General features: G+C 39.3%; 27 protein-coding genes, 1 tRNA gene and 1 other annotated feature (1 of these 29 running past the window's edge). Of the genes, 18 read left to right on the plus strand and 10 right to left on the minus strand.

All coding sequences use genetic code 11. The features are described from left to right. Positions 1-48 precede the first annotated feature (48 nt). Positions 49-474, plus strand: a complete 426-nt coding sequence (locus tag KQI58_RS16690; protein WP_016180452.1) for a hypothetical protein — start codon at positions 49-51, stop codon at positions 472-474. A gap of 347 nt (positions 475-821) precedes the next feature. On the opposite strand, the gene KQI58_RS16695 is transcribed toward KQI58_RS16690, so the two are convergent. Together KQI58_RS16695 and KQI58_RS16700 are read right to left on the minus strand one after the other, a co-directional pair. Then, positions 822-983: a hypothetical protein gene (locus KQI58_RS16695; RefSeq protein ID WP_164872420.1), complete on the minus strand. Its 162-nt coding sequence runs from the start codon at positions 981-983 to the stop codon at positions 822-824. Positions 984-1,016: 33 nt separating this feature from the next. Next, positions 1,017-2,036: a lactonase family protein gene (locus KQI58_RS16700; protein ID WP_216410158.1), complete on the minus strand. Its 1,020-nt coding sequence runs from the start codon at positions 2,034-2,036 to the stop codon at positions 1,017-1,019. Positions 2,037-2,142: 106 nt separating this feature from the next. Between KQI58_RS16700 and KQI58_RS16705 the strand changes: the two genes are divergently transcribed. Both KQI58_RS16705 and KQI58_RS16710 read left to right on the plus strand, forming a co-directional pair. Beyond that, positions 2,143-2,487 carry a PTS glucitol/sorbitol transporter subunit IIA gene (locus KQI58_RS16705; protein WP_216410159.1) on the plus strand — a complete coding sequence of 115 codons (345 nt, stop codon included), beginning with the start codon at positions 2,143-2,145 and terminating at the stop codon, positions 2,485-2,487. A 12-nt stretch (positions 2,488-2,499) separates the two neighbouring features. After that, a complete protein-coding gene (locus KQI58_RS16710; RefSeq protein ID WP_216410160.1) occupies positions 2,500-3,669 on the plus strand; it encodes an AI-2E family transporter in 1,170 nt (389 codons plus the stop codon). A 15-nt stretch (positions 3,670-3,684) separates the two neighbouring features. Here the strand turns inward: KQI58_RS16710 and KQI58_RS16715 are convergent, their stop codons facing one another. Beyond that, positions 3,685-4,305: an FMN-dependent NADH-azoreductase gene (locus KQI58_RS16715; RefSeq protein WP_216410161.1), complete on the minus strand. Its 621-nt coding sequence runs from the start codon at positions 4,303-4,305 to the stop codon at positions 3,685-3,687. Between the two features lie 99 nt (positions 4,306-4,404). Next, on the minus strand, positions 4,405-4,713 hold the full coding sequence (locus KQI58_RS16720) for a rhodanese-like domain-containing protein (RefSeq protein ID WP_216410162.1): 309 nt from the start codon (positions 4,711-4,713) through the stop codon (positions 4,405-4,407). A 303-nt stretch (positions 4,714-5,016) separates the two neighbouring features. Between KQI58_RS16720 and KQI58_RS16725 the strand changes: the two genes are divergently transcribed. The 3 genes from KQI58_RS16725 to manA all read left to right on the plus strand — a co-directional run bounded on the left by KQI58_RS16725 (position 5,017) and on the right by manA (position 8,434). Then, entirely contained in the window at positions 5,017-5,838 is an 822-nt protein-coding gene (locus KQI58_RS16725; protein ID WP_216410163.1) for a VOC family protein, read from the plus strand. Positions 5,839-6,355: 517 nt separating this feature from the next. Next, positions 6,356-7,387: a serine hydrolase domain-containing protein gene (locus tag KQI58_RS16730; RefSeq protein WP_216410164.1), complete on the plus strand. Its 1,032-nt coding sequence runs from the start codon at positions 6,356-6,358 to the stop codon at positions 7,385-7,387. Between the two features lie 96 nt (positions 7,388-7,483). Then, positions 7,484-8,434 carry a mannose-6-phosphate isomerase, class I gene (manA, locus tag KQI58_RS16735; RefSeq protein ID WP_216410165.1) on the plus strand — a complete coding sequence of 317 codons (951 nt, stop codon included), beginning with the start codon at positions 7,484-7,486 and terminating at the stop codon, positions 8,432-8,434. Between the two features lie 61 nt (positions 8,435-8,495). Here manA and KQI58_RS16740 read toward each other — a convergent pair whose 3' ends face one another. The 4 genes from KQI58_RS16740 to KQI58_RS16755 all read right to left on the minus strand — a co-directional run bounded on the left by KQI58_RS16740 (position 8,496) and on the right by KQI58_RS16755 (position 12,896). Beyond that, positions 8,496-9,182 carry a type 1 glutamine amidotransferase gene (locus tag KQI58_RS16740; protein ID WP_216410166.1) on the minus strand — a complete coding sequence of 229 codons (687 nt, stop codon included), beginning with the start codon at positions 9,180-9,182 and terminating at the stop codon, positions 8,496-8,498. Then, the gene (locus tag KQI58_RS16745) at positions 9,175-10,527 is read right to left on the minus strand and encodes a Mur ligase family protein (protein ID WP_216410167.1); all 1,353 of its coding nucleotides are present in this window, start codon (positions 10,525-10,527) and stop codon (positions 9,175-9,177) included. The genes KQI58_RS16740 and KQI58_RS16745 overlap by 8 nt, the downstream gene beginning before the upstream one ends. A gap of 121 nt (positions 10,528-10,648) precedes the next feature. Then, entirely contained in the window at positions 10,649-12,046 is a 1,398-nt protein-coding gene (locus tag KQI58_RS16750; protein ID WP_216410168.1) for a TrkH family potassium uptake protein, read from the minus strand. Positions 12,047-12,164: 118 nt separating this feature from the next. Continuing rightward, positions 12,165-12,896 carry an SDR family oxidoreductase gene (locus KQI58_RS16755; RefSeq protein ID WP_216410169.1) on the minus strand — a complete coding sequence of 244 codons (732 nt, stop codon included), beginning with the start codon at positions 12,894-12,896 and terminating at the stop codon, positions 12,165-12,167. Between the two features lie 82 nt (positions 12,897-12,978). Between KQI58_RS16755 and KQI58_RS16760 the strand changes: the two genes are divergently transcribed. After that, positions 12,979-13,437, plus strand: a complete 459-nt coding sequence (locus KQI58_RS16760) for a MerR family transcriptional regulator (RefSeq protein WP_216410170.1) — start codon at positions 12,979-12,981, stop codon at positions 13,435-13,437. A gap of 15 nt (positions 13,438-13,452) precedes the next feature. On the opposite strand, the gene KQI58_RS16765 is transcribed toward KQI58_RS16760, so the two are convergent. After that, a complete protein-coding gene (locus KQI58_RS16765) occupies positions 13,453-14,988 on the minus strand; it encodes a YfcC family protein (RefSeq protein WP_216410171.1) in 1,536 nt (511 codons plus the stop codon). Positions 14,989-15,197: 209 nt separating this feature from the next. Between KQI58_RS16765 and KQI58_RS16770 the strand changes: the two genes are divergently transcribed. From KQI58_RS16770 to upp, 6 genes are all read left to right on the plus strand, one after another. Continuing rightward, positions 15,198-15,779, plus strand: coding sequence for a thymidine kinase (locus KQI58_RS16770; RefSeq protein WP_216410172.1), 582 nt, complete (start codon positions 15,198-15,200; stop codon positions 15,777-15,779). A 65-nt stretch (positions 15,780-15,844) separates the two neighbouring features. Continuing rightward, positions 15,845-16,918 carry a peptide chain release factor 1 gene (prfA, locus tag KQI58_RS16775; protein WP_216410173.1) on the plus strand — a complete coding sequence of 358 codons (1,074 nt, stop codon included), beginning with the start codon at positions 15,845-15,847 and terminating at the stop codon, positions 16,916-16,918. Further along, positions 16,911-17,741 (plus strand): peptide chain release factor N(5)-glutamine methyltransferase, encoded by an 831-nt coding sequence (gene prmC, locus KQI58_RS16780; RefSeq protein WP_216410174.1) that lies wholly within the window; start codon positions 16,911-16,913, stop codon positions 17,739-17,741. Before prfA ends, prmC begins: the two co-directional genes overlap by 8 nt. Positions 17,742-17,920: 179 nt before the next feature. After that, positions 17,921-18,934 (plus strand): L-threonylcarbamoyladenylate synthase, encoded by a 1,014-nt coding sequence (locus KQI58_RS16785; protein WP_216410175.1) that lies wholly within the window; start codon positions 17,921-17,923, stop codon positions 18,932-18,934. A 68-nt stretch (positions 18,935-19,002) separates the two neighbouring features. Beyond that, positions 19,003-20,244 (plus strand): serine hydroxymethyltransferase, encoded by a 1,242-nt coding sequence (gene glyA, locus KQI58_RS16790; protein WP_216410176.1) that lies wholly within the window; start codon positions 19,003-19,005, stop codon positions 20,242-20,244. 156 nt (positions 20,245-20,400) lie between these two features. After that, a complete protein-coding gene (gene upp, locus KQI58_RS16795) occupies positions 20,401-21,030 on the plus strand; it encodes a uracil phosphoribosyltransferase (RefSeq protein WP_216410177.1) in 630 nt (209 codons plus the stop codon). A 134-nt stretch (positions 21,031-21,164) separates the two neighbouring features. Here upp and KQI58_RS16800 read toward each other — a convergent pair whose 3' ends face one another. Beyond that, a complete protein-coding gene (locus tag KQI58_RS16800; protein ID WP_216410178.1) occupies positions 21,165-21,401 on the minus strand; it encodes a hypothetical protein in 237 nt (78 codons plus the stop codon). Between the two features lie 134 nt (positions 21,402-21,535). Between KQI58_RS16800 and KQI58_RS16805 the strand changes: the two genes are divergently transcribed. From KQI58_RS16805 to KQI58_RS16825, 5 genes are all read left to right on the plus strand, one after another. Then, positions 21,536-21,608, plus strand: a tRNA-Thr gene (locus KQI58_RS16805). A gap of 126 nt (positions 21,609-21,734) precedes the next feature. After that, positions 21,735-22,349, plus strand: coding sequence for a DUF1361 domain-containing protein (locus tag KQI58_RS16810; RefSeq protein WP_216410179.1), 615 nt, complete (start codon positions 21,735-21,737; stop codon positions 22,347-22,349). Between the two features lie 89 nt (positions 22,350-22,438). After that, positions 22,439-23,638 (plus strand): FtsW/RodA/SpoVE family cell cycle protein, encoded by a 1,200-nt coding sequence (locus KQI58_RS16815; protein WP_216410180.1) that lies wholly within the window; start codon positions 22,439-22,441, stop codon positions 23,636-23,638. Then, positions 23,631-23,984, plus strand: a complete 354-nt coding sequence (locus KQI58_RS16820; protein WP_216410181.1) for an arsenate reductase family protein — start codon at positions 23,631-23,633, stop codon at positions 23,982-23,984. Before KQI58_RS16815 ends, KQI58_RS16820 begins: the two co-directional genes overlap by 8 nt. A gap of 4 nt (positions 23,985-23,988) precedes the next feature. Next, the gene (locus KQI58_RS16825; RefSeq protein ID WP_176673325.1) at positions 23,989-24,321 is read left to right on the plus strand and encodes a glycine cleavage system protein H; all 333 of its coding nucleotides are present in this window, start codon (positions 23,989-23,991) and stop codon (positions 24,319-24,321) included. Between the two features lie 62 nt (positions 24,322-24,383). Then, positions 24,384-24,478 (plus strand) — a binding site (T-box leader); it runs 158 nt beyond the window's last position.

The following is a 24,478-nucleotide window of genomic DNA, read 5'->3' on the forward strand; positions in this document are numbered from 1 at the left end:
AAAATCGGTAAAATGAAAGTATTAAAAAAAGAAAGTAGGAATAAATGGATGCGACCTAATACAGGGTTTTATGCTAGAGAAATCAACGAAATCGTTCAAAATACGGAAAAAATGGGTGAACGTTTACATCCGAGCTATGAAGAGATTCGTACTGCTTTAGATGAAAAGAAAATGGCTGATTTTGACCAAGAACGTTTATCAGAAATCCATGAACTTTTTAAAGAAGGCACTCAGTTTTATCAATTGAATTTAGAAAAAATTGGGATGTTAAAAGCGCCAGCAAAAGTAATGGGGAATCATAAAAGCTTCGAAAAAGCATACATTCAATATGTAGCTGGCTGTCAAGAAATGACGGATAGTTTGTTACCAGAAGTGAATGAGGAAGCCTTCAATGCAGCAGAAAAAAAACAAGATGCTGCAACGGACACGATCTACAAAACGATTCAAAAGATAACTAATCTGTTATTGAAATAGTAAACAAGTGAAACATCAAAAAGAACAAAGGTTTTCTAATTTTTTTATAACGTTATTTTAAATACAAATGGAGAAGAATTGAGTATTATTAGTTCATAACCAATAACAACCTTTTCTTTTTCATTGCATTTAGGTAATACTCCTTTAGCACCGATTTGCCGATCGGTGCTTCTTTTTTTAAATTTTTACTTTAGAAAAATCTTACTATAATTATGAATTCCATTTCCATTGGTGATGAATTAAAAGTATACTGATTAAATAGAATCATTTTCGAAATACTAAATATAGTAAATTATCAAAAGAGCTGGCTACCGAGTATAATACTCAGTAGTCAGCTCTCATTTTGTTTAATTTTCGATATTTCGTACATAATTTTCGAAGTAATCATTCAAATCATTTTTAATTTTTTGATATTCTTCTTCGCTATATTCTTTTTCTTCTAAACGTCCTTTAAAATTTGGTAAATCCAAATCTTTTTTCAATCGTTCAATAACTTCCTCTTTATTCATAGTATTACCTCCATAATAGAGTCTTGCTGTCTACTAATCAAAGTAGACACAAACAGCTTCCGGTGCAAAGACGTCCTTTTGAATCATCGTCAAAAGACCAGTCTCACTGTCTCGACGATAAAGTGTTAAGTTGTCACTGTTTTGGTTTGCTGCGACTACATACTTATTATCAGGACTCAATGCGAAGTCTCTTGGAAAATCACCTTCAGTTGAAATCGTTTGAATCGAATCAATGCTTAATCCATCTTCAGCGATTGCGAAAACAGCAATTGAGTTGTGTCCGCGATTTGACGCATACAGATAACGTCCATCATTTGAGACACGAATCGCTGCACCGCCATTTTCACCATCAAAATCCTTTGGTAATGTAGAGACTTTCTGTGTTTGAGTGAAGCTGCCATCTGCTTCGTCATACGTTAGAACAGTGACGCTACTGTCCAGCTCACCAAAAAGATACGCAATCATTTTAGTCGGATGAAAAACTAAATGACGAGGACCAGTACCTGGTTCTGCTACATAAACGGCTACTTCTTCGACCTCACCAGCTTCTGAGACATCATAGGTGTAGACACGATCTGTGCCAAGATCACAGACCACTAAGCGTTGATCGGGTGCAAGATCAGTGTAGTGAGTATGAGCGTGATCTTGATTTTTATGTGGACCTGTTGGTTCTTTATGAAAAAGGGTCGCTGCGGCCTCAAGAGAGCCGTCTGGTTGAATTTTGTAGGTATTCAGTTCACCCTTATGATAATTGGCACCATAGACAAGTTGGCGTGCCTCATCGACAGCTACATAACAAGGTGGGGCACCTTCTTCTGTCACCGCATTCAAAAAGTTGGTTTGTGCATCGTAACTAGACATTCCACCTTGGCCATCGCGACTAGTGACTGAGTAAAGAAAACCTTCTTTACTTTTTGCGAAGTAGGTAGGGCTGGTTTCTTCCGTTACTAGTTCCAAATTGTTTAACGTTTCAGTCGCCGTATCTAATTCGATCTGATAAATACCTTGACTGATGCGTCGTGTGTACGTACCTAAAATTATTTTGTGGATCATTAAAAAACCTCCTTCAATGTATCTACATTTTAACAAGTTTATTCTCACTTGGATAGCGCTAACTTTGTGATATAATTGAAAAATAAATGTGGAAAGAGCGTGACCTATGACTGAAATGGAAATTACTCAAATTGGAAAAAATGCGGTTAATGATGAAAATATTTTGGTGCTTTTTGGTGAAAGCATTACACCAGACTTGTTAGATGTATCGATCGTTCAAAAGCCAATTAGCGATACACCAATCGCGTTAGAAGAAGGTGGTCAATTAATCTTTGGCGATCAGACCTATCAGGTGATTGGAATGGGGCCATTAGCCAATCAAAATTTAAATGAAATTGGACATGCGACAGTTTTCTTTCAGAAAGAAGTCGGAGTGATTCCAAATGCAATCTATGTTGTCCCAGAAAAGCTTCCAAACTTGGAAGTAGGGATGAAAATTACCTATCAGTAGGAGTGTGAGTGAGTGGATAAAAAGAAATTAACGCAAAAAACTTCTTGGTTTTGGAAATGGTTTTTAAATAGCCAAGTGGTTGTAGCATTGATCATTGTATTATTGCTGCTATTGATCGCGTTGGTCTTTACAAAAGTATCCTATTTGTTTGAGCCAGTGGGACAGTTCTTTGCAATCGTTGGTCTTCCAATGGTAATCGCCGGCATTCTCTATTATTTGATGAACCCGGTTGTCAATTTTCTGGAGCGTAAAGGACTGAAGCGGACCTTTGCGATTGTATTACTTTTCATCGCAGTAGTTGCTTTACTTATTTGGGGAATCGTAGTGATTATTCCACAGATCAGAGAGCAGATTGGCTCAATGATGAAAAGTCTGCCAGGTTATTTTGACACCATAAGTGATAAATTAAATGATATCTTTAAGGACCCCGCTTTCAAGCCGTTTCAACAACATATTGATAATAGCTTGCAGAAAGTTTTAGAGTCATTGACGGATACAGCACAAAGAATTTCTCGGGTTACGCTACAGGGATTAGGGAGTGTTGTCTCTACATTAGCAACAGTGGTGATCGCGTTGATTACAGCGCCAATCATTTTGTTCTTCTTGCTAAAGGATGGCGATCAATTAGCGCCATATATTCTTAAGCTTTTACCAACAAAAGCACGAAAACCTACACTGAAGGTCATGACGGAGATGAACTCGCAATTAGCTTCATATATCCGCGGACAGTTAACGGTGGCCTTTGCAGTAGCTGTGATGTTCATTATTGGATTCTCTTTAGTAGGAATGAACTATGCAATTACTTTAGGCATTTTGGCCGGCTTCTTAAATTTAATTCCTTATTTGGGATCTTTCTTAGCAATGGTGCCAGTGGTCTTCATTGCCATTGTTACTGGACCAATTATGCTGGTAAAAGTGATTATCGTCTTTGCAATCGAACAAACCATTGAAGGGCGGATCGTCTCGCCATTAGTTTTAGGGAATCAATTAGAAATTCATCCTGTCACGATTATGTTTGTATTGTTAACAGCGGGGAAAATTTTTGGAATCGTTGGAGTTATATTGGGGATTCCATTTTATGCGGTGGCGAAAGTCATTGCAATCCATGTATTTGAGTGGTACAAAGGAGTGTCAAACTTATACGAGGATGAAGCGAAAGAAAAAATGCCTGTCGACGAATAATCGACAGGCATTTTTTTAAAATTGTGTAGCCAATGACTTGGCTTTTTCTTTTGCCGCAGCCATAATCTCAGGTGCTCTTGCTGGATCATAATCCGCACCTTCAATGTAAATGGAATCAAAATCAGTGATACCAATAAAATTCAAAATTCCTTTAACGTATTGTGCTGAGAAATCTTGACCGTTATATGTACCGCCACTTGATTGGATGTGAAGAGCTTTTTTATCTGTAATCAATCCAGTTGGACCTTCTGCTGTATATTTGAAGGTTTTACCTGCGACGTTGATCGTGTCAAACCAAGCCTTTAACTTCGTTGGAATATTCAAGTTCCATAAGGCATTGGCGATGACGATTTTTTCACTAGCTAAAAATTGATCAGTAAATTCATTGAAAACGCGAACCTTTTCTTGCTGAACATTACTTAATTCTGTAAAATTAGTTCCCTTTTGTAAAGATTTCCAAGCTGACAGTAAGTCGCCGTCAATCTCAGGGAGATCTGTATAATACAAATCTAACATGGTGAATACATCTTCTGGATGACTGGCTTGATGTGCTTCAATAAAAGTATCCAGAATAGTTACAGTTTGTGAGTCTTCTGCGGACAACGGGTGAGCATTCACTACTAGAACATTTGCCAAAACTAACACTCCTTAAATTTAATTACAAACGAATCGTACACAAAATATCCAAAGCAGACAATTTATCTGCTCGGAAGCTTTAAATAAAAATGTATTTTGTTAACTCGCAAGATATTCTTTATACGCAGCAGTACCACCAATCACATTTGTGACTTGGAAGCCTTCATTTCTTAAAAATTGCGCCATCGTTTTTGAACGACCACCGAATTGAGTAAATAGGTAATACGTTTTACTTCTGTCAAGTTGGTTCAAACGATTAGGCAATTGTGTCAATGGGATACGAGTTACGTTTGATCCTTCTAGTAAATCAAAGGAGTCGATAAAATCAGGGTCTCTTAAGTCTAAAACTTCCACGGGTTCCTTAGCAGCAAGTAGCATAAATTCTTTTGTTGTTACCGAATAATTCATTTTTTTCAACAGCCTTTTCTTTCTTAATAGTGATTACAAGGTTAATGTATTTATCGTCTTATTACAAGTGTTATCATAGACATTTTACTTGAATTTGACGAAAAGTAAAGCTAACATTCAAAAAAATTTCAAAACTAGAAAAAATTGACAAGTTTTTTTCATGAATACAATGAAAATATCACTTTTTTGTTATTAGTTGCACTTTCTCGGATAGGGAAGTAGATGAAGAGTCTTTAAAAAAAGATATTACTTGCGTGAATCAGAAGGCATCGTTAGAATAGTAGTGACGGAGGGAAGAGAACAATGGAAAATTTTCATTTAGGGAAACTTAGTTTGAAAACAATCGCTATTCGTGTGAGAGATCGTGATGGTATGATTCATTTTTATCGCGATATTATCGGATTGCACTTGCTGCGTGAAGAAAACGAATTGGCGATTCTAGGATACAAAGATCCGGCCAGTGAATTACTTTGGTTGGAGGAGAGTCCACGAGCAGATGAACATCGTGGAGAGATTAAAAAAATGCAAAGGGTCTCATTAGTAGTGCCCAATGAAGAGGAATTAGCAAACGTTTATTACCGTGCCAAAGAAGAAAACTATCCTGTTAAATCTGCGTTACAAGCCGATGATGAAAAGGGACTTCTATTTGAAGACCCCGAAGGAAATGAAATCGAAATTTTCTTTGCTCCTAGTAAAGAACGTTCAACTTCAGAGCCAGTTGAACTAGATTTTAATGAATTAGCAAAGAAAGCGACTAAGCGAGAAAAAATCCACGGAGCCTATTTCGATAAGCTTCACTTAAATGTCAGCGATCTGAATAAACAGCAGAGCTTCTTGGCAGATATTCTAGGATTGAAAGTTCACGATGAAAGTGAAGAAGAATTGTTGTTGAATCGCGGAGACTTTAATGTCGGTTTAACGACTGCAAATGGTGGCACGATTGATTTGCCAACGGACAAAGTACTCGGTTTGGACTTTTTACAATTTAAAGTATCGAAAACGAAACTAATGGAGTTGTCCCAACATCTTAGCAGTAAGCAGTTCGATTACTTCATTGATAAGAAGAAATCCTTAATTACGATTTATGATGCGGCCGGAATTGAATGGTGGTTCGTATTGAAGTAATGATTATGAAGTCGCGAGAAATCGCGGCTTTTTTATTTCCAACTCATATGAAAAATTAGAAGCAGAAGGATGACTTCAAAATCCGGTCTTACCGCTTGAGTGCAATAAATGACCAAGCTTATCAAAAGACTCCAAAATAGATTCGATACAAAATTATAAGAAGGCCGGATAAATATACCGGTTTCAGAAAAATAATTAGTGAATCGATACAGCAGGAGATTGTCGATCAGTAATACTAGAAAGAAACCGATAATTTTAAACTGCCAGTCAACAACAAAAAAATCTATTAAAAAGACCAATGTGAAAGACAATAAAAATATAAGATTTTTTCGTGTTTGCAGGATTTGTTTAAGTTTCTTTTTCATCAGGATGACTCTCCTTTTACAGCAATTTTTTATTCTTATCATTTTACCTGAAAACATCCCCTTGAGCTATTCGTATTTTTTAACAGGTTCAAAAGTAATGGTTTATTATTTTATGCTATACTTTTTTAGAATTACTACTTATGGAGGTTGTTATGTACCCTGAAACGTTTCAATTAATAGAAGAAAAAATGCGAGAAGGTGTTTTTCCTGGTGCAGTTCTTCGCTTTGTTGAGGATGAGGAAGATGAGATGCAAGTTTTAGGAAATGCACAAGTAGAACCGACAATTGTTTCTATGCAGGAAGACTTCCTTTTTGATGTAGCCTCCTTAACAAAAGTGGTCTGCACGGCAACTGTTATGTTGAAATTAAAGGAAGCAGGAAAGGTTACATGGGATCAATCTCTTCACAGCTTATTACCGGAATTTCAAAATGAAACGATTACTTTACGCCATTTATTGACCCATACATCAGATATTCAAACCTACATTCCAAATCGGGATCAGTTAAATGCAGAAGAATTGCGGACTGCGTATCTAAGCCTGCAACCGGGAGAGGACCTGGGAAAAGTTGTTAAATATACTGATGCAGGAACAATTTTGTTGGGATTTCTACTTGAAAAACTTTATCAAAAAGATGTGATCGACGTCTTTAGGCAGGAAGTCTTGCGGCCTCTGGGCATGTTCAATAGTCATTTTCTACTACAGCCGCCATATGATAGGGTTATTCCCACTGAAAAATTATCAGATGGAACAATTTTAAAAGGTCGTACACATGATCCGAAGGCTCGGGTATTAGCAGAGCATGCTGGTAACGCGGGTTTGTTTACGAATATGAAAGATTTAAGTAAATTTGCAAAAATGTATTTGAATCTTGGGGTTGTTAGCGATATGATTTATTTGCAGGATAAGACAGTTCAAGAATTACTTCATGATCATACACCTACAGGAAAAGGTGAGCGTTCAATCGGCTGGGATTTGAAACATAGTTCGTTAGATCAAGCACCGCTACTTTTCCACACTGGGTATACTGGAACCTTCCTGCTACTGGATGTCGTCAAAAAATCAGCGTTCATTTTTTTGTCGAATCGTGTTCACACAGAGGATCATCGTGCGAGCTATGTGAGTCATCGCGATGAAATTTTGGACTGCTATTTAAATGAACGTATGGAACGATACAAAAAATAGTGCAGGCGAGTGCTTTTATTAACTTAAATTGAACAGCTTTTCGTAGCTTGCCTAGAGCGAAATAAAAAATATTAATCAGAAAAAGGAGCAAGAAGTATGGAACCATTATTTTTACAACCAGTCTTTCAAGAAAAAATTTGGGGTGGCGATCAATTACACACTGTTTTTGGCTTTGACATTCCAAATGACAAAATCGGTGAGGATTGGGCGATCAGCGGGCATCCGCATGGTGTTAGTATCGTAGAAAACGGTCCTTACAAAGGCTGGAAGGTCAGCGATCTTTGGAATGAGCATCGTGAATTGTTCGGTAATGCAGAGGGCGACGTATTCCCATTACTAACCAAGATTTTAGATGCAGAAGATGATTTATCTGTTCAAGTTCATCCAGACGACAGCTACGGCTTGAAGCACGAAGGAGAACTAGGTAAAACTGAATGCTGGTATATTATTAATGCGAAACCAGGTTCGGAGATCGTTTACGGACATAATGCGAAATCTCGTGAAGAACTGGCAGAAATGATTGAAAACGAACGTTGGGATGATTTATTGCGACGGGTTCCTGTAAAAAAAGGTGACTTTTTCTATGTCCCAAGTGGTACGATCCATGCAATCGGTAAAGGCATCATGATTTTAGAAACACAACAAAGTTCAGATACAACATACCGCGTTTATGACTATGATCGTAAAGATGATCAAGGCAATACACGCGAATTGCATATCCAGCAATCAATTGATGTGACAACTGTTCCAGCTATCAGTCCTGAATTAGAAATCTCTGAAAGCAAAAAGGGAACCTCTTCAGTAATTACGTACTTGAAGACAGATTTCTTTAATGTGTATGAATGGGATGTTGTGGGTGAACTTGCTCTTAAAAAAGAAGGAGATTACACGTTAGTAACAGTTGTTGAAGGGTACGGGAATTTGATCGTTGATGGTCAAAGTTATGAAATGAAGCCTGGAACAAGCTGCATTTTACCAGCACAAATTACCGAATGGAAGGTTGAAGGCGAAATGAAGATTATCGCTTCAACTCCAGGAACAAAATAGTAAATGTTTTTTCATATACAAAAAAATGCTCATCCACAATAGTTGGGTGAGCATTTTTATTTTATGGTAATTCTGGCAGATCAACATCTTCCCCGTACTTATTTTTTAAAGCGGTATGAAGTAAACGCACAGCCAATGTTTTGTTGCGAGCTAAGATCGGACCGTGGAAGTACGAGCCATAAACATTTTTGTAGATGACACCTTCACCTTGGTCTTCTCCGTTATTCCCATTGCCTTTAACGATCGTGCCTAGTGGGCGTTCGCCTTCACCTAAGAAAGTACGGCCATTGTGATTTTCAAAACCATAATAGGTTTCGCCAAATTCTTCGTTGTGGATCTCGATGTCCCCAATGAAACGATGGTTGTCTTGGCTTAGAGTGTAATGATCCAATGCACCGATACCATCGATTTTTTCACCATTTGCACCAATATAGTAGTGACCTAGTAACTGATAACCGCCGCAAATTGATAGGATGACGCCGTCGTTTTCAATGTACTTGATCAATGCTTCTTTTTTATCTTGAATATCTTTTGATACGATGACTTGTTCATAATCCTGTCCGCCACCGATAAAGACAAAATCGTATTTATCGGGATCAAAGTCTTGATAAATGCTGACGATCTCTGAATGAATCTCGATGCCCATTTGTTTGGCATAGTAATTTAGGGTTAAGAGATTGCCGTTGTCACCGTATGTGTTTAATAAGTTTCCGTATAAATGTGCTAAGTTCAATTCGTATTTAGCCACGATCCATACCTCCATCAATGTAGCCCTTTTGTGCTAGTTCTTTGCGCAGCTGTAAAACGGCTGTGTAGGTCGCTAGGATATACACATGCTCCGTCGGCAATAGTTTGATCTTTTCGATGACATCCGTCAAGCTTTCCGTCTCTGTTAGTTTATCTTCAGAAATTCCTGCTACTTTCAGACGAAGAGCCATGTCCTCGTGACGATCACCGCCTGCGATCACTGCCGGGATTTCCATCTCAGCGAAGGCTTCGTGGTTGCCATCCCAGATCCAACTGATGTCGATACCATCTGCATAATTGGCATTCAATAAGGAAACCAATGAGAAGGGATAAGGTGCTAGACCGATCATATCGATAACTTGGTTTAAGCCGACTGGATTTTTTACTAAAACGAGCGTGCATTTTTTGCCATCAATTTCAAATTCTTCCTGGCGTCCAAAAACTTTTTCATCGTAGCCTAAGCCACGTTTAATTTTCTCTTTTGAAACACCATAGTATTCCGCCACAGCAGTTGCAGCAAGGGCATTGTATACATTGTACATGCCGCCGACTTCGATCTTATAATCTTGTCCATCGATCACAAATTCAGAAGATTTGTTGTCCATCGCTTTCATCTCAGTTAATTTGTAATCTAACTCAGGGCGATGGAAGCCGCAGTTAGGACAATAGTATTTACCTAAATTGGCATACGTGATCATTTTGTATTTCAAAATGTGCTGACATTTAGGACAAAGCAAGCCGTCAGTATTATAATGTGCATCCTGATCTTCATCTGGTAAATGATCGAAACCGTAATATTTTCTTGGGTTGGCTGTTTCCAGTGAATTGAAGATCGGTGAGTCGCCATTACACAAGATCGGTGCACTTGGGGATTTAGCTGCGCCGTCCACGATCAATTTGTAGGTCGTATAGATTTCACCGTAACGGTCCATCTGGTCGCGGAAGATATTGGTAAATAGAAATAGCTCTGGTTTGATGTACTCGGTAACTTTGCTTAAGCTGGCCTCATCGATTTCAAGAACTGCAATTTTTTTGCCGCCTTTTTTTCCTTTGGCGTTTAAAAAAGTTGATACGATTCCCTGGACCATGTTGGCACCTGTTGGATTCGTTAATACGTAATCAAATTCTTGTTTCAAAATATTAACGGTCAAGGCGGTAGTCAAGGTTTTTCCGTTGGTCCCCGTCACTACAACCACTTTATAATCTTTTACCAATGTATCTAAAATCTTCGGATCCATCTTTAAAGCGAGCTGACCAGGATAACTGGATCCACCTTTAAAGAACGTTTTTAATACCCATTGGGCGGTCTTGCCGGCAGAGATCGCCAGTTGACTTCGTAACCCCATTACACATCCTCCATGTCTGTAACAAATTTAATTCATCTTATCATATTTAAAAAAAAAGTTTAAATAGCTTTTCCTATTCTTAAATTTTCTATAGAAAAAAAGCTAGGGCAAAGTTTTGCTCCTAGCCAATAATAATCTTTTCTTCTGGAAATTCATAGCCTAAGTCCTGTGTTTCTTTTGGAACAAAGAGCATCAGGGTATAAAGCATGCCGATGCGCCCGATAAACATCAAAACAGCGATCATGATTTTTCCGGTACTTGAAAGGTCATCAGTGATTCCTAAAGAAAGTCCAGTCGTTCCAAAAGCAGAGGTAACTTCAACGATGATCGAAATCAAGGAATGGTCCTCCGTTGCCGTTAAAAAGAGAATACTGAATAGACACATTCCAGCAGATAGCATGAACACTACCACAGATTTTCGTACATCTTCTTGAGCGATTTTTCGTCCAAAAATATTGATGTCGTTCTCATTTTTTAAGAATGAGTACAGATATAGTCCGATAATCGCGATCGTTGTGGTTCGAATCCCGCCGCCCACTGAACTAGGAGAACAGCCGATAAACATCAATAAGGAAAAGATGATTAAGGTCGTATTTTGGAACAAGTTCAGGTCATGAATCTGCAGGCCGGCATTGCGCGTTGTCATGGAATAGAAGGACGAGTTCAACCATTGGTCAAATAGGTTCATATTAGCGAAATTGTGATCTTTCTCTAATAGCCAGATAGCTACTGTACCACCAATAAAGAGAACAAAAAAAGCGAGCAGCGCAATTTTAGAAAAGAGACTAAACCGAAACGGAATCCGAGATTTGGATCGTTTATGATAAATCCAGCCATGAAAATCCATTAAAACGGGGAATCCGATCCCGCCGATAAAAATCAACACCATGATCGTGATAATGAAAAAGTAATCATGAGAAAAAGGAATAATCGATTCACCAGTCACATCAAAGCCCGAGTTCGTCACAGCCGAGATAGCCTGATAGAAGCCAAAAAAGATCGCTTCTGACAGTTTTTGATAATAGCCTGCCAGATAAAAATAAACCGAAAAAATCGTACCAAAAAGAACTTCTATTGCTAACAACATCGTAAATGTAATTCGAATCAAGTTGACAATCCCGCTTAGACGCGGCTGATTCATGTCTGTCATGATTAGTTGACGTTGTTTCAACGTAATTCGACGCTTTGATACGATAAAAAAGAAGGTAGTGATCATCATGATCCCTAATCCACCAATATGGAACAACACTTCCAACATTAAAACACCGGTATCATTGAAGACTGAATTGATATCAAAGGTGGTTAAACCAGTCACTGAAATGGTCGAAATAGCCATAAATACCATATCAAGAAAAGGCACGTGTGAACCTGGCTCACGGAAAACTGGTAAATGAAACAAGATCAAAGAAAGAATGGTCATCGCTAAATAGTAGAAGACGATGATTTGAATCGAAGAAAATCGATTATTAAGCTTTTGCCAGCTTTTTTTGAGAAAATTTACTCGGCGATCAAAATTCATAGAAGACTCCTTCAATCATCTGTGGGAATTTTTTTACAATAGAGTTAGTATAGCATGCTTCCATGAAAAAAACTCCCACCGTTTTGGTAGGAGTAGAGGAGATAAATGTTGTGTTTGATTAGTTGTCTTGCGCAGTTGCTGCAATGTCGATTTCACGGATGTTGACTTCTTGCGGCATGTCATAGATAAATTTAACTGTCTCAGCGACATGAACTGGATCAAGTGTGATGCCACCCATGCTTTCTTTCCAGGCTTGGTAATCTGTTAATGCTCCTTGGTCTGTCACATGTGTAAGCAATTCTGTTTCAGCAGCGCCAGGAGCGACTAAAGAAACGCGGACATTTGAGCCGGAAACTTCTTCACGAATTGTTTCACTTAGACCGTGGACACCAAATTTTGATGCGACATACGCAGCATGGTTGGTAAAGGTTTTCTTACCGGCAAGAGATGACATATTGATGATTGTTCCATGTCTACGTTCGGTCATACTAGGCAATACAATCTGCATTCCGTTTAGTACACCCATTACGTTAGTATTCAGCATGGTTTGCCATTCTGTCGGATCTTGGTTCAAGACATTTCCAAGTAACATCACACCTGCATTATTGACTAATAAATCTACTGGACCGTAGACAGCTTCTGCTTTTTTAATGCTGGCTTCAAACGCCTTTTGATCAGTCACGTCAACTTTTTCAATCATGATATTCTCAAAGTTCAATGGCAGTGTTTCGATTTTTTCTACGCGACGCCCCAGTAACAGCAACGGATTGCCAGCTTGGTTAAAAAGTTTGGCGATCTCTGCACCAAATCCGGAACTTGCGCCTGTAATTACAACTAAAGATTTTTCCATATAAATTGCCTTCTTTCAAAACTATGATACACTGACTTTACTACTTGGAGTTAACTCCAGGTCAAGAAGGAAGTTGAAAAAAATGAAAACTTTTTTGATTGGTGATATTTCAAAGATGTATGGCATCTCCCAAGACACTCTGAGATATTATGACAAAGCGGGCCTATTACCGTTTGTTAAAAAGAATCAAGCAGGTCGCAGAGTATTTACTGAGGATGATCTTGGTTATATCGAAGTAATTGATTGTTTGAAGCGCTCTGGAATTCCTGTTAAGGAAATTGCGAAATTTATGGATTGGTGTGTAGAAGGTGATAAAACCTTGCCGCAGCGCTACGCTTTTATGGTGGAGCAAGAAGCAGCCTTAGAGAAAAAAATCCATGAATTACAGGCTCAACTTGATTTTTTACGCTGGAAAAAATGGTATTACCAGACTGCGAATGAAGCAGCGACAGAGGAAATCTTTTTTAAACTAGGCACACGTCAAGTTGATAAGAAATGGCGTCAAAAGTATCTAGAGACAATAAAGCCCGAATCAATTTAAGATTCGGGCCTTTCATTATGAGATCAATACGCCAATCGCTAAGAAGGCGAGGATCAATATAATGATGGTGATTAATAATTTCGTGACAAATTTTATCCATTTATCAAAGCCGATGTTCACCACAGACAAGGAAACTAAAATCAATCCTGTTGGGGCGATCAATCCGATCAAGCCCTGTCCCCAGTTATAGGCATCGATAATCAATGCACGGTCGATCCCGACAACATCGGCTAGAGGTGCCATAATCGGCATTGATAATACCGCCAAACCAGAGGAGGATTGAATAAAGAAACCTAAAATGACATAGACTAAGAACATAAACCAAATGAAAATGACATTGTTCATCCCACTAATAGCATTGCTGAAGAAGTTCATGATCGTATCACTGATAAAGCTGTTTTCCATCACGATACCGACCGAACGAGCTAACCCGACAATCAATGCAACCCCTAATAGATCCGCAGCGCCAGTAACGAAGCTGTCGATGAATTTCTTTTCTCCTAACCCTGAGACGAAGGCTAGTATATAAGTAACTGCTAAGAAGACCACTGCGATCTCGGTAAAGTACCAGCCTAGTTGCTGCACGCCATAAATCATTACAACAAAGCCTAAAGCAAAAACGATCAATGAAAACTTTTGCCGCTTAGTAAAGTCCGTATTTTTGTCGCGGACTTGTCCGCCTAAGAAGCGTTCACGATCACTTTCGGCCTGATCGGCAACAAGCGAGGCAGCGGGATTCAGACGAACTTTTTCTGCGTAACGAATCGTATAAAGGATTGAGATACCAACTGCGGTGATCCACATCAAGATACGTAAAGGCATACCGTCCGTAAAACTAATCCCTGCAGCATTTGAGGCAATCACCGTGGAGAAGGGATTGATCGTTGAGCTCATCGTTCCTATTGCGGTTCCCAAATAGATCGTGGCGACTGCCGTGAGCGTATCATAGCCTGCCAATAAGAAAATCGGGATTAAAATCGGGTAAAAGGCAATGGTTTCCTCTGCTAAACCAAAAGTAGTCCCGCCAATGGCAATCAAAGTAGTCACGATTACGATCAACCATTTTTGTTTTCCTTTTAACTTTTCAGAAAGGCGCATCATGCCGGCGTCCATAGCCCCAGTGGCATTAACGATTCCAATAACACCACCTAAAATCAAAATAAAGATCATGATATCGACGCTTTCAGTTATTCCTTGAACCTGAGCTTTCAAAAATTGAGTAATGGTTCCAATCACTCCACGCGCAGGCTTTTTGATTCCTTCATAGGAATTTGGGATAGCAGCAGGACGATAAATCGTGCCATCGCGGAACTTGCCAACCTTGATGTGAATATCATATTTGTCCAATGTTTTCTGCGTTGCTGGCTCCATGACCGTCTTATCATGAGCATCCGTAATCGCGAATTGATCTTTTCCGCTGTCGTAGGTCAGTGTACTATACTTACCAGAGGGAATAAAAAATGTTAGTGCTTGAACCAAGATCAGTACAATAATGATAACTGTGTACGCAGAAGGGAAACTCCGCTGCTTCTTTTTACCAGATTGTTGCATGAAAATGCCTCCTAGTTTTATATTAATAAAAATAATTACCAACGAAAAGTATAGCACTGAGCCCTTATATTCTTAAAAAGATAGCCTGTGATTTTGTTGAAATTAATTATTGAATCTTCTAAGATGAGGTATTAATGAAAATTATTACTGTAAATAATCTGGCTTTTCCGCTATAATACGATAGGAACAAAAGGGAAAGGTGACAAGAAATGGCCCAGCTTTTTTTTAAATACGGTGCAATGAACAGCGGCAAAACGATTGAAATATTGAAAGTCGCTCATAATTATGAGGAACAAAACAAACCGGTAGTATTGATGACTAGCGGATTAGATACCCGCGAAGGTGTGGGAACCATCTCCAGTCGGATCGGCTTGAGCCGACCTGCTGTACCAATTTTTGCAGAGACTAATATTTTTGAATTCATCAAGGAGCTTGACTACAAGCCTTACTGTGTATTGATTGATGAGTCTCAATTTTTATCAAGAGAGCATGTCATTCAATTAGCACAAGTCGTAGACGACTTAGATATTCCAGTCATGGCCTTTGGGTTGAAAAATGATTTTCGTAATGAAATGTTTGAGGGCTCAAAATATTTACTGCTGTATGCGGATAAGTTGGAAGAGTTAAAAACAATTTGCTGGTTCTGTCATAAAAAAGCAACCATGAATCTGCATTATATTGATGGTCATCCAGTCTATGAAGGCGATCAAGTACAAATCGGCGGTAATGAAGCCTATTATCCTGTTTGTCGTAAGCATTATTTGCACCCAGAAATTACCAGTCCGGAATAACTATTTATTGGACATAGATGAAGAAATTAGAAAAACTTTTATAGAAATTAGGAGGAATTTAATCCATGTACGATCAACTGCAAGCCATCGAAGATCGTTATGAAGAGCTTGGCGAATTATTAAGCGACCCAGAAGTCATTAGTGATACGCAGCGCTTCATGCAGCTGTCAAAAGAAGAAGCCAATACTCGCGACACGGTAGCCACTTATCGTCGCTATAAAAAAGTGGTAGAGGGTATTAGTGATACAGAAGAATTATTAGGTGAGAATCTAGATGCCGATATGGCAGAAATGGCAAAAGAAGAGCTGTCAGATTTAAAGAAGGAAAAAGAAGTTTTAGAAGAGGAGATCAAGATTCTTCTGTTACCAAAAGACCCAAATGATGATAAAAATATCATCATGGAAATTCGCGGGGCTGCTGGTGGAGATGAAGCGGCACTATTTGCTGGCGATCTTTTCAATATGTACCAAAAATACGCAGAAAACCAAGGCTGGAAGACAGAAGTCATGGAAGCCAATGTAACTGGTATCGGCGGATATAAAGAAGTCATCATGATGATTACGGGTGACAATGTTTACTCGAAGCTAAAATACGAAAGCGGTGCACACCGTGTTCAACGTGTACCATCAACAGAATCTCAAGGTCGTATCCATACCTCGACTGCGACGGTTGTGGTGATGCCAGAGGCTGAAGAAGTTGAGATTGATATCGCAGACAAAGATATTCGGACAGATATTTATCACGCATCTGGTGCCGGCGGTCAGCACGTCAATAAGACGGCATCTGCGGTTCGTTTGACTCATTTACCAACAGGGATCGCTGTTGCGATGCAGGACGAGCGTTCTCAAATCAAAAACCGTGAAAAAGCGATGAAGATTTTACGCGCACGTGTGTATGATAAAATCCAGCAAGAAGCACAGAGCGAATATGATGCGAGTCGTAAATCGGCTGTCGGAACAGGGGATCGTTCAGAACGTATTCGTACGTATAACTTCCCACAAAATCGGGTGACGGATCACCGGATTGGCTTAACGATCCAAAAACTAGATCAAATTCTAGCAGGTAAGCTAGACGAGATTATTGATGCCTTGATTATGTATGATCAAACGCAGAAATTGGAAGAGATGCAAAATGGCTAAAACTTACGTAGAAGTCCTGTCTGGGGCTTCTTCTTTTTTAGAGGCTCATGGAAAAGAAGGTTATGCGATCGAATATCTTTTTCTAGCTCGTAAAAATTGGGATAAAACCCAATGGCTCTTGCATATGCGGGAGGAAATCTTACCAGCGGATGAAGCGTTGATTGCTAAAGACATCGAAAGCTTAATGGAAAATATTCCACCACAATATTTGTTGGGGTATGAATATTTCTTTGAACATCGCTTCAAGGTCACTACAGATACCTTGATTCCGCGACCAGAGACCGAAGAATTAGTCGCGCTATGCTTGTCCATGAATGAAAAGACGGCAAGAAAAGTTGTTGACATTGGTACAGGAACTGGAGCCATCGCGATTAGCTTGAAGCTAGCTTGTCCAGCATGGGATATAACTGCTTTGGATATTTCGGAGGCAGCCCTGCGTGTCGCGGAAGAAAATGCGGCAAAATTACAGGTACAAATTAATTTCCAGCAAAGCGATGTGTTGTCCGCAATTACTGAAAAGCAAGATATCATCATCAGTAATCCTCCTTATATCAGTCAAAGTGAATGGGATTTAATGGATGAAAGTGTTCTAACTTACGAACCTAAGCTGGCGCTTTTTGCGGAAAATGACGGATTAGCGATCTATCAAAAAATTGCGTCAGAAAGTCGTGAGCTTCTACAGCCAACGGGCATGATTTTCTTGGAAATTGGCTTTCAACAGGGGCGAGCGGTTCAAGAAATTTTTCAAGCGGCCTTTCCGCAAAAGAACATACGTATCCATCAGGATATGTCGGGACATGATCGGATGGTTGTCATTCGCTAAAAATTATTTTTAGCGAAAAAAATAATAAAAGAACACTGATACAGCAGTGTTCAAAAGCACAAAAAGTTATCAACATGGTTATACACACTTGACAATCGCGTTATCCACAATGTGAGGATAAGTTGCGAAAGAAAGTGTATAAATGAGGAAAACTAGAGTAAAGGAGCTGTGGAGAAGCTGTGGAAACGAAAATTTTTCAAACGGATCAAATAAATCAAGCGGCGGCGTTATTGCGCCAAGGAGAGTTGGTGGCTTTTCCTACGGAGACTGTCTACGGATTGGGAGCTAACGCGCTTTTACCGGAGGCTGTCAAGCAAGTCTTTGCGGTTAAAGGACGTCCTAGTGACAACCCGTTGATCGTCCATGTAGCTGATTTTTTGATGACTCAAGAATTTGTGGAAAGCTACCATCCTTTAACTGAAAAAATCGTTCAAAATTTTTGGCCAGGACCGCTGACTTTGATTTTTTCGATCAAAAAGGGGAGTTTAAGTCCGATTGTGACCGGTGGTTTATCCACAGCTGCCTTTCGGATGCCAGATAATAAAAAAACATTATCTTTGATTGAAAAAACAGGTGCGCCCTTAGTTGGGCCCAGTGCGAATACATCTGGCAAGCCGAGTCCAACAACAGCGTTACATGTTTTTCATGACCTGAAAGGCAAAATTGCTGGGATTTTAGATGATGGGGCAACACAAATCGGGGTAGAGTCGACTGTCCTAGATCTGAGTGGTGAAGTACCGACGATTTTACGTCCGGGCGCAGTGACAAAAGAAAAACTGGAAGAAGTTTTGGGGATTGAAGTTCCTTTAGACAAACATTTAGTCAAAGAGAGTGAAACGCCGAAAGCGCCTGGGATGAAATATAAACATTACTCGCCTGATGTGCCAGTTTTAATGATTAAACCGGGTGATTGGGAAAAAGCCATCGCTTGGGCCAATACAAACGGGAAAACAGTCGGTTTACTAGCGACGCCTAAAATTGCTGATAGCTATCCTTCAGCAGATCGCTTTGTTTTTGAAGAGGATTCAATCGAGGCGGCAACTCGCGGATTATTCAGCGGGTTGAGAGCATTGGATGAAGCAAAACAAAGCGACGTAATCTTTGCAGAAGTCTTTCCAGAGGATCATCTAGGCTTGGCGTATATGAATCGCTTGAAGAAAGCGGCAGCACAAAAATATTTTACAGAAAAGTAAACAAAAGATTCGATTATCTGTTGAATCTTTCGTATACTTAAATCAGAAAATTGAAAGGTGGCGTTGGGATGGATTACAAAGCACTAGATCCCGAACTATGGGGAGCAATTGAAAACGAGGCGGAGCGTCAAGAACAGAATATCGAATTGATCGCCTCAGAAAACATCGTGTCAGAAGCTGTAAGATTGGCACAAGGGAGTGTTCTGACAAATAAATATGCAGAAGGATACCCTGGTCGACGCTATTATGGCGGTTGTGAATTTGTCGATGTTGTAGAGAATTTAGCAATAGATCGCGCGAAAGAATTATTTGATGCGAAATTTGCGAATGTTCAGGCGCACTCTGGTTCACAAGCCAATCAAGCAGCTTATTTTTCATTGATCCAGCCTGGCGATACCGTTTTAGGAATGGATTTATCTGCGGGCGGCCATTTAACTCATGGCTCACCAGTGAATGTCAGTGGAAAGCTGTATAACTTTGTTAGCTATGGCGTGGACCCTCACACAGAAACGATCGACTATGAAGTCGTTCGTATTTTGGCACGGAAACATCAGCCTAAACTAATTGTAGCAGGAGCGAGCGCTTATAGCCGGACGATTGATTTTGCCCGTTTCCGTGAAATTGCCGATGAGGTAGATGCAAAATTGATGGTAGATATGGCCCATATCGCGGGACTAGTAGCAACTGGCTTACATCCTAACCCAGTACCTTATGCAGATATTGTGACTTCAACAACACATAAAACCTTGCGTGGACCACGCGGAGGTTTAATCCTGACCAATGATGCAGATTTAGCTAAAAAAATTAATAGTGCAGTTTTCCCTGGACTGCAGGGCGGACCATTAGAGCATGTAATTGCAGCCAAGGCTGTAGCTTTTAAGGAAGCTTTAGCTCCGGATTTCAAAGATTATAGTGAGCAGGTTTTAAAAAATGCGCAGGCAATGGTCAAGATCTTTAATCAAGCACCAGAGACACGTGTGATTTCTGGCGCTACGGATAATCATTTACTTTTAATCGAAGTGACAGGCTTTGATATCACTGGACGCGAAGCAGAAGAATTGTTAGACAGCGTGCATATTACCGTTAATAAAAACTCTATTCCTTTTGAATCAAAAAGCTTCAAAGAAACGAGCGGCGTCCGGATCGGGACACCGGCAATTACGAGTCGTGGATTTGTAGAGGAAGATGCAAAACAAGTGGCGGAATTAATGATTGAAACCTTGCGTTCTAAAGGCGATGAAACGAAACTGGCGGAGATTCGCAAAGCAGTATTAGAATTAACAGAATCTCATCCAATTCAGTCACATTAGACTAGTTTTCTGACACTAGTTGTCTTATAATTAGGAGAAATGCAGAATAATGATGTCTGTTTCTCAAGGCTACAGCAATGACCTGCGGAATAACATTCTGCCTCGTTTTTCTACAAGAAAAATGAATACTTTAAAATGAGTAAGGAGCAATTTATTATGGGTAAGTTTCAAGTAATTGATCATCCACTGATCCAACACAAATTAACGATCATTCGTGATAAAAACTGTGGAACGAAGGTGTTTCGTGAAGTAGTCAATGAAATCGCGATGTTGATGGCCTATGAAGTTTCACGAGATATGCCATTGGAGGATATCGAGATCGAAACACCGATCACGTTATCTACACAAAAAACGTTATCAGGTAAAAAAGTTGCGATCGTACCAATCTTGCGTGCAGGTATTGGTATGGTAGATGGCATCCTAGAATTGATCCCGGCAGCAAAAGTCGGACATATCGGTATGTTCCGTGATGAAGAAACATTGGAACCACATGAATATTTCTTCAAAATGCCGGAAGATATCGACAGTCGTCAACTATTCATCGTTGACCCTATGTTAGCTACTGGTGGTTCGGCGATCATGGCGATCGACTCATTGAAAAAACGTGGTGCGTCAAACATGAAATTTGTTTGTTTAGTTGCTGCACCTGAAGGCGTAAAAGCATTACAAGATGCTCATCCAGACGTTGATATTTATACAGCGGCGTTAGATGAACAATTAAACGAACAAGGCTACATCGTTCCAGGTTTAGGCGATGCAGGCGACCGTTTATTCGGAACAAAATAAAAGTGAACGTGGTCGAATACTCGATCACGTTTTTTTACGCAAAAAAAGGTAGGCCAAATGACTTGGCATACCTTTTATGCTTAAGAAGACTGGTTCTGTGTATTTGCCTTGTGCTTAGCAAACTCATAAAGCCTCTAAATCTTCTTCATTTGTTTATAATTGATGACGACAACGCCATTGGAATGACTGATTAGCTCTTCATTGTCTTGCTTTTCATCGATTTCAACGACAGCTGCGTTTTTCAATTGTTTAGCGACGACTCCAGTTTGGGATTTGCCGCGGATAGTGAACATGACGTGTGTCTTAACGGGAAATTCTTTTCCAACTTCGGAAGGATCAACGTGCGTCTCTATTTTGCCAAATGTAGCCATATTTTTTAAACGCCCCCTTTTTTCACATACTTAATTTTAGCACATTTTCAAGTTTTTTTCATGTAATCGCTTTTTGAGAAGAATCTTACTTTACTTTTTCGCAGAAGTTTCTTATAATTTCTTTTGTACTAATCGCCAGCTTAGCTCAGTTGGTAGAGCAACGCACTCGTAACGCGTAGGTCACAGGTTCGAATCCTGCAGCTGGCACTACTTATAAAAGCCGTCGTATCAAGGTTTATCCTTCGATGATGACGGCTTTTTACTATCTCGTCATGAGTCAATAGCCAACGTTGAATAGTTTTTTTAAGAATAGTAGATAAATGAAGGAGAGTTATGGAAAAAGTTTATGGATTCCATCTTGGCGTATGGATATATATTTTATGTATGTATTTCACCCAAACAACCTTTTCTTTTATGGCGTTGAATGTCTTTTTGGCATGGCTGCCAATTGTTTTTGCACAGCTCTTTCTAAAATTGAGAAGTAAATGGCGCTGGTTTTTTATGCCGTTGTTGTTTTTCCCCAATGTTCCATATTTAATGACAGATATGTTTCATTTGGCTAGTTTGAAGGTCTATCAGCCTGGCGGGCATTTTTTGAGTGACAGTAATAGCTGGTGGTCCTATCTTTTATTATTATTGCCAGCTCTTATAATGGTTTTTCTGGGCATGGCGCAGGTGTTCAAACTATTTTCAGTAATCAGATTGCAGTTGATGAAGAAGATCGGGAGCTTCACCGTACTGTCAGTTCTTTCTAGTATCGCAGTTTACATTGGACGCTTTGATCGTGTTCATTCGATCGAATTATTTGTTCAACCGATGAACGTGCCGAAATTACTTGTTGGCAACTGGAGCTCTGAAAAAGTGCAGTTTGTTTTAATGTTTAGTATGTTGCAGTTGGGAATTTGGGGATTGATCTACTTTCTGCAACATGATTTTCAAGAAGAATAAAGATTTTACAAAGTCAGCGATGCTGACTTTTCTTTAAGCAAAGAAGCGTCTATAATAAGGCAAGTATACTGTGGGAAAAGAGATGAACAATGGATAGACTTAAAAAGAATAATAATGACAGCCGAATTGATTACGGCGTTATTTTACCTGTTTTTATATTGTGTTTAATTGGGATGTTGTCACTTTATGTAGCTCTAGCTCATGATACTAATAGGGATACAAATATTTTTCGTGGGCTTGCGATGCAAGGGATTTGGTATGTAGTTGGAGCATTGGCGGTTGTAATTATCATTCATTTTGATGCAAAACTCCTATGGCGTTTAACCCCGTTCCTGTATGTAATAGGTCTAGCAGTCATGCTTGCTTTGTTGAAGTATTACGATACAGCTCTATTCGATTCGACAGGGTCAAAAAACTGGTTCAAGTTTGGGACACTGACCTTCCAACCTTCGGAACTTATGAAGATTGCTTATATTTTAATGATGGCCTTGATTATCACTAAACATAATGTCGCAAATAAAGTTCGTTCTCTTAAGACGGATGCGCTTCTTATTTCTAAAATGTTATTAGTGACTCTTCCAGTTTTAGGTTTGATTTTAGCCCAGAAGGATTTTGGGACAATGCTTGTCTTTTTAGCCATATTTGCAGGAATGTTTTTGATGTCGGGAATCTCATGGTTAATCCTAGTTCCAACAATTATCTTAGCAATTATTGTGGGCGGGACTTTGATATTTTTAGTAACAACAGATGCGGGGAGAGAAATTTTAACGCACATCGGATTCAAAAATTACCAGTTCGCACGGATTGATTCTTGGTTGGAACCATTTCATGACCCTCAAGGTAAAAGCTATCAATTAGCCCGAGCTTTAATGGCGATTGGTTCTGGCGGAGTTTTCGGGACAGGCTATAATGTCAGCAATGTCTATGTACCGGTACGGGAATCGGATATGATCTTTACAGTCATTGGTGAAAACTTTGGGTTCATCGGCGGTGCTTTTGTAATTTTGATTTATTTTATTTTGATTTATCGTATGATTCGGTTATGCTTTGACATGAATAATGAGTTCTATGCCTATATTGCATCGGGAATCGTTATGATGATGCTGTTCCATGTTTTTGAAAATATCGGCGCAAATATCGGTTTGTTACCATTAACGGGGATTCCGTTGCCATTTATTAGTCAAGGCGGATCATCGATTCTGGGAAATATGATTGGAATCGGTTTGATTCTATCGATGCGTTATCAAAGTGCAGACAAACAACCTATCAGGAGGACACGCAGTGCTTAAATTTTATTGGTACCCAAAATGTTCAACTTGCCGCAAAGCTAAAGCTTGGTTAGAACAATCAGGTGTAGAGTTTGAAACAATTGATTTGGTTCAAGAGACACCTTCAGCGGAGAATTTTGAAAAGTGGCTGACTACTAGTGAATTGCCAGTCCGCAGATTCTTTAATACTAGCGGTATGAAATATCGTGAATTAGGCTTGAAGGACAAAATGGCGGATTTATCGATACAAGAAGCCAGTGAATTATTAGCAAGTGACGGGATGCTAGTGAAGCGCCCATTACTGATCAAAAATGATCAATTTTTATTAAACGGATTTAAAGAAACAACTTACGAAGGGACGTTCTAAATAAATGAGTTACTTGAAAAAAAATGAAGGTCTATGGATCTTACACAATGATAAAGATTTTTGTATGGGGCTAACTGCTGAAATGGCGGATACCCTTGGTGATGTGACCTTCATCTCGTTGCCAAAAATTGGACAAGCGGTCAAAGCTGGCGAACCATTACTAGAAATTGAAGCAGAAAAGGCAGTCCAAGAATTCAAAAGTCCATTAACAGGCGTGGTTTCATCGGTTAGTGAGAAGGTACTAGCTGATCCTGCTGCGTTGAATGTGAAAGAAGAATTGGATGCATGGATCTTGTCTTTACGAGAAGTCGATGTTGACGAGTTTGAAAACCTATAAAGAAATTTTCATTTGATGTTTGACAGGAGAAAATCAGCCTGATATAATCCTTTCATACACATGAGAAAGCGATGAAAAGAAAAGTACATCTGATTAAAGTACAAAGAGAGCTCCGGTATGCTGAAAAGGAGTTATGGCAATGAGATGGAAAATGGTC

The sequence above is a fragment of the Enterococcus raffinosus genome, from assembly GCF_018917525.1.
Classification (GTDB): domain Bacteria; phylum Bacillota; class Bacilli; order Lactobacillales; family Enterococcaceae; genus Enterococcus_A; species Enterococcus_A raffinosus_A.

What these genes read in the sequence shown, in the direction of transcription:
- KQI58_RS16690 (WP_016180452.1), top strand. Translation starts at nt 49, where the DNA reads ATGCGACCTAATACAGGGTTTTATGCTAGAGAAATCAACGAAATCGTT.
- KQI58_RS16695 (WP_164872420.1), bottom strand. Translation starts at nt 983, where the DNA reads ATGAATAAAGAGGAAGTTATTGAACGATTGAAAAAAGATTTGGATTTA.
- KQI58_RS16700 (WP_216410158.1), bottom strand. Translation starts at nt 2,036, where the DNA reads ATGATCCACAAAATAATTTTAGGTACGTACACACGACGCATCAGTCAA.
- KQI58_RS16705 (WP_216410159.1), top strand. Translation starts at nt 2,143, where the DNA reads ATGACTGAAATGGAAATTACTCAAATTGGAAAAAATGCGGTTAATGAT.
- KQI58_RS16720 (WP_216410162.1), bottom strand. Translation starts at nt 4,713, where the DNA reads ATGAATTATTCGGTAACAACAAAAGAATTTATGCTACTTGCTGCTAAG.
- KQI58_RS16725 (WP_216410163.1), top strand. Translation starts at nt 5,017, where the DNA reads ATGGAAAATTTTCATTTAGGGAAACTTAGTTTGAAAACAATCGCTATT.
- KQI58_RS16730 (WP_216410164.1), top strand. Translation starts at nt 6,356, where the DNA reads ATGTACCCTGAAACGTTTCAATTAATAGAAGAAAAAATGCGAGAAGGT.
- manA (WP_216410165.1), top strand. Translation starts at nt 7,484, where the DNA reads ATGGAACCATTATTTTTACAACCAGTCTTTCAAGAAAAAATTTGGGGT.
- KQI58_RS16745 (WP_216410167.1), bottom strand. Translation starts at nt 10,527, where the DNA reads ATGGGGTTACGAAGTCAACTGGCGATCTCTGCCGGCAAGACCGCCCAA.
- KQI58_RS16750 (WP_216410168.1), bottom strand. Translation starts at nt 12,046, where the DNA reads ATGAATTTTGATCGCCGAGTAAATTTTCTCAAAAAAAGCTGGCAAAAG.
- KQI58_RS16755 (WP_216410169.1), bottom strand. Translation starts at nt 12,896, where the DNA reads ATGGAAAAATCTTTAGTTGTAATTACAGGCGCAAGTTCCGGATTTGGT.
- KQI58_RS16760 (WP_216410170.1), top strand. Translation starts at nt 12,979, where the DNA reads ATGAAAACTTTTTTGATTGGTGATATTTCAAAGATGTATGGCATCTCC.
- KQI58_RS16765 (WP_216410171.1), bottom strand. Translation starts at nt 14,988, where the DNA reads ATGCAACAATCTGGTAAAAAGAAGCAGCGGAGTTTCCCTTCTGCGTAC.
- KQI58_RS16770 (WP_216410172.1), top strand. Translation starts at nt 15,198, where the DNA reads ATGGCCCAGCTTTTTTTTAAATACGGTGCAATGAACAGCGGCAAAACG.
- prfA (WP_216410173.1), top strand. Translation starts at nt 15,845, where the DNA reads ATGTACGATCAACTGCAAGCCATCGAAGATCGTTATGAAGAGCTTGGC.
- prmC (WP_216410174.1), top strand. Translation starts at nt 16,911, where the DNA reads ATGGCTAAAACTTACGTAGAAGTCCTGTCTGGGGCTTCTTCTTTTTTA.
- glyA (WP_216410176.1), top strand. Translation starts at nt 19,003, where the DNA reads ATGGATTACAAAGCACTAGATCCCGAACTATGGGGAGCAATTGAAAAC.
- upp (WP_216410177.1), top strand. Translation starts at nt 20,401, where the DNA reads ATGGGTAAGTTTCAAGTAATTGATCATCCACTGATCCAACACAAATTA.
- KQI58_RS16800 (WP_216410178.1), bottom strand. Translation starts at nt 21,401, where the DNA reads ATGGCTACATTTGGCAAAATAGAGACGCACGTTGATCCTTCCGAAGTT.
- KQI58_RS16810 (WP_216410179.1), top strand. Translation starts at nt 21,735, where the DNA reads ATGGAAAAAGTTTATGGATTCCATCTTGGCGTATGGATATATATTTTA.
- KQI58_RS16815 (WP_216410180.1), top strand. Translation starts at nt 22,439, where the DNA reads ATGGATAGACTTAAAAAGAATAATAATGACAGCCGAATTGATTACGGC.
- KQI58_RS16825 (WP_176673325.1), top strand. Translation starts at nt 23,989, where the DNA reads ATGAGTTACTTGAAAAAAAATGAAGGTCTATGGATCTTACACAATGAT.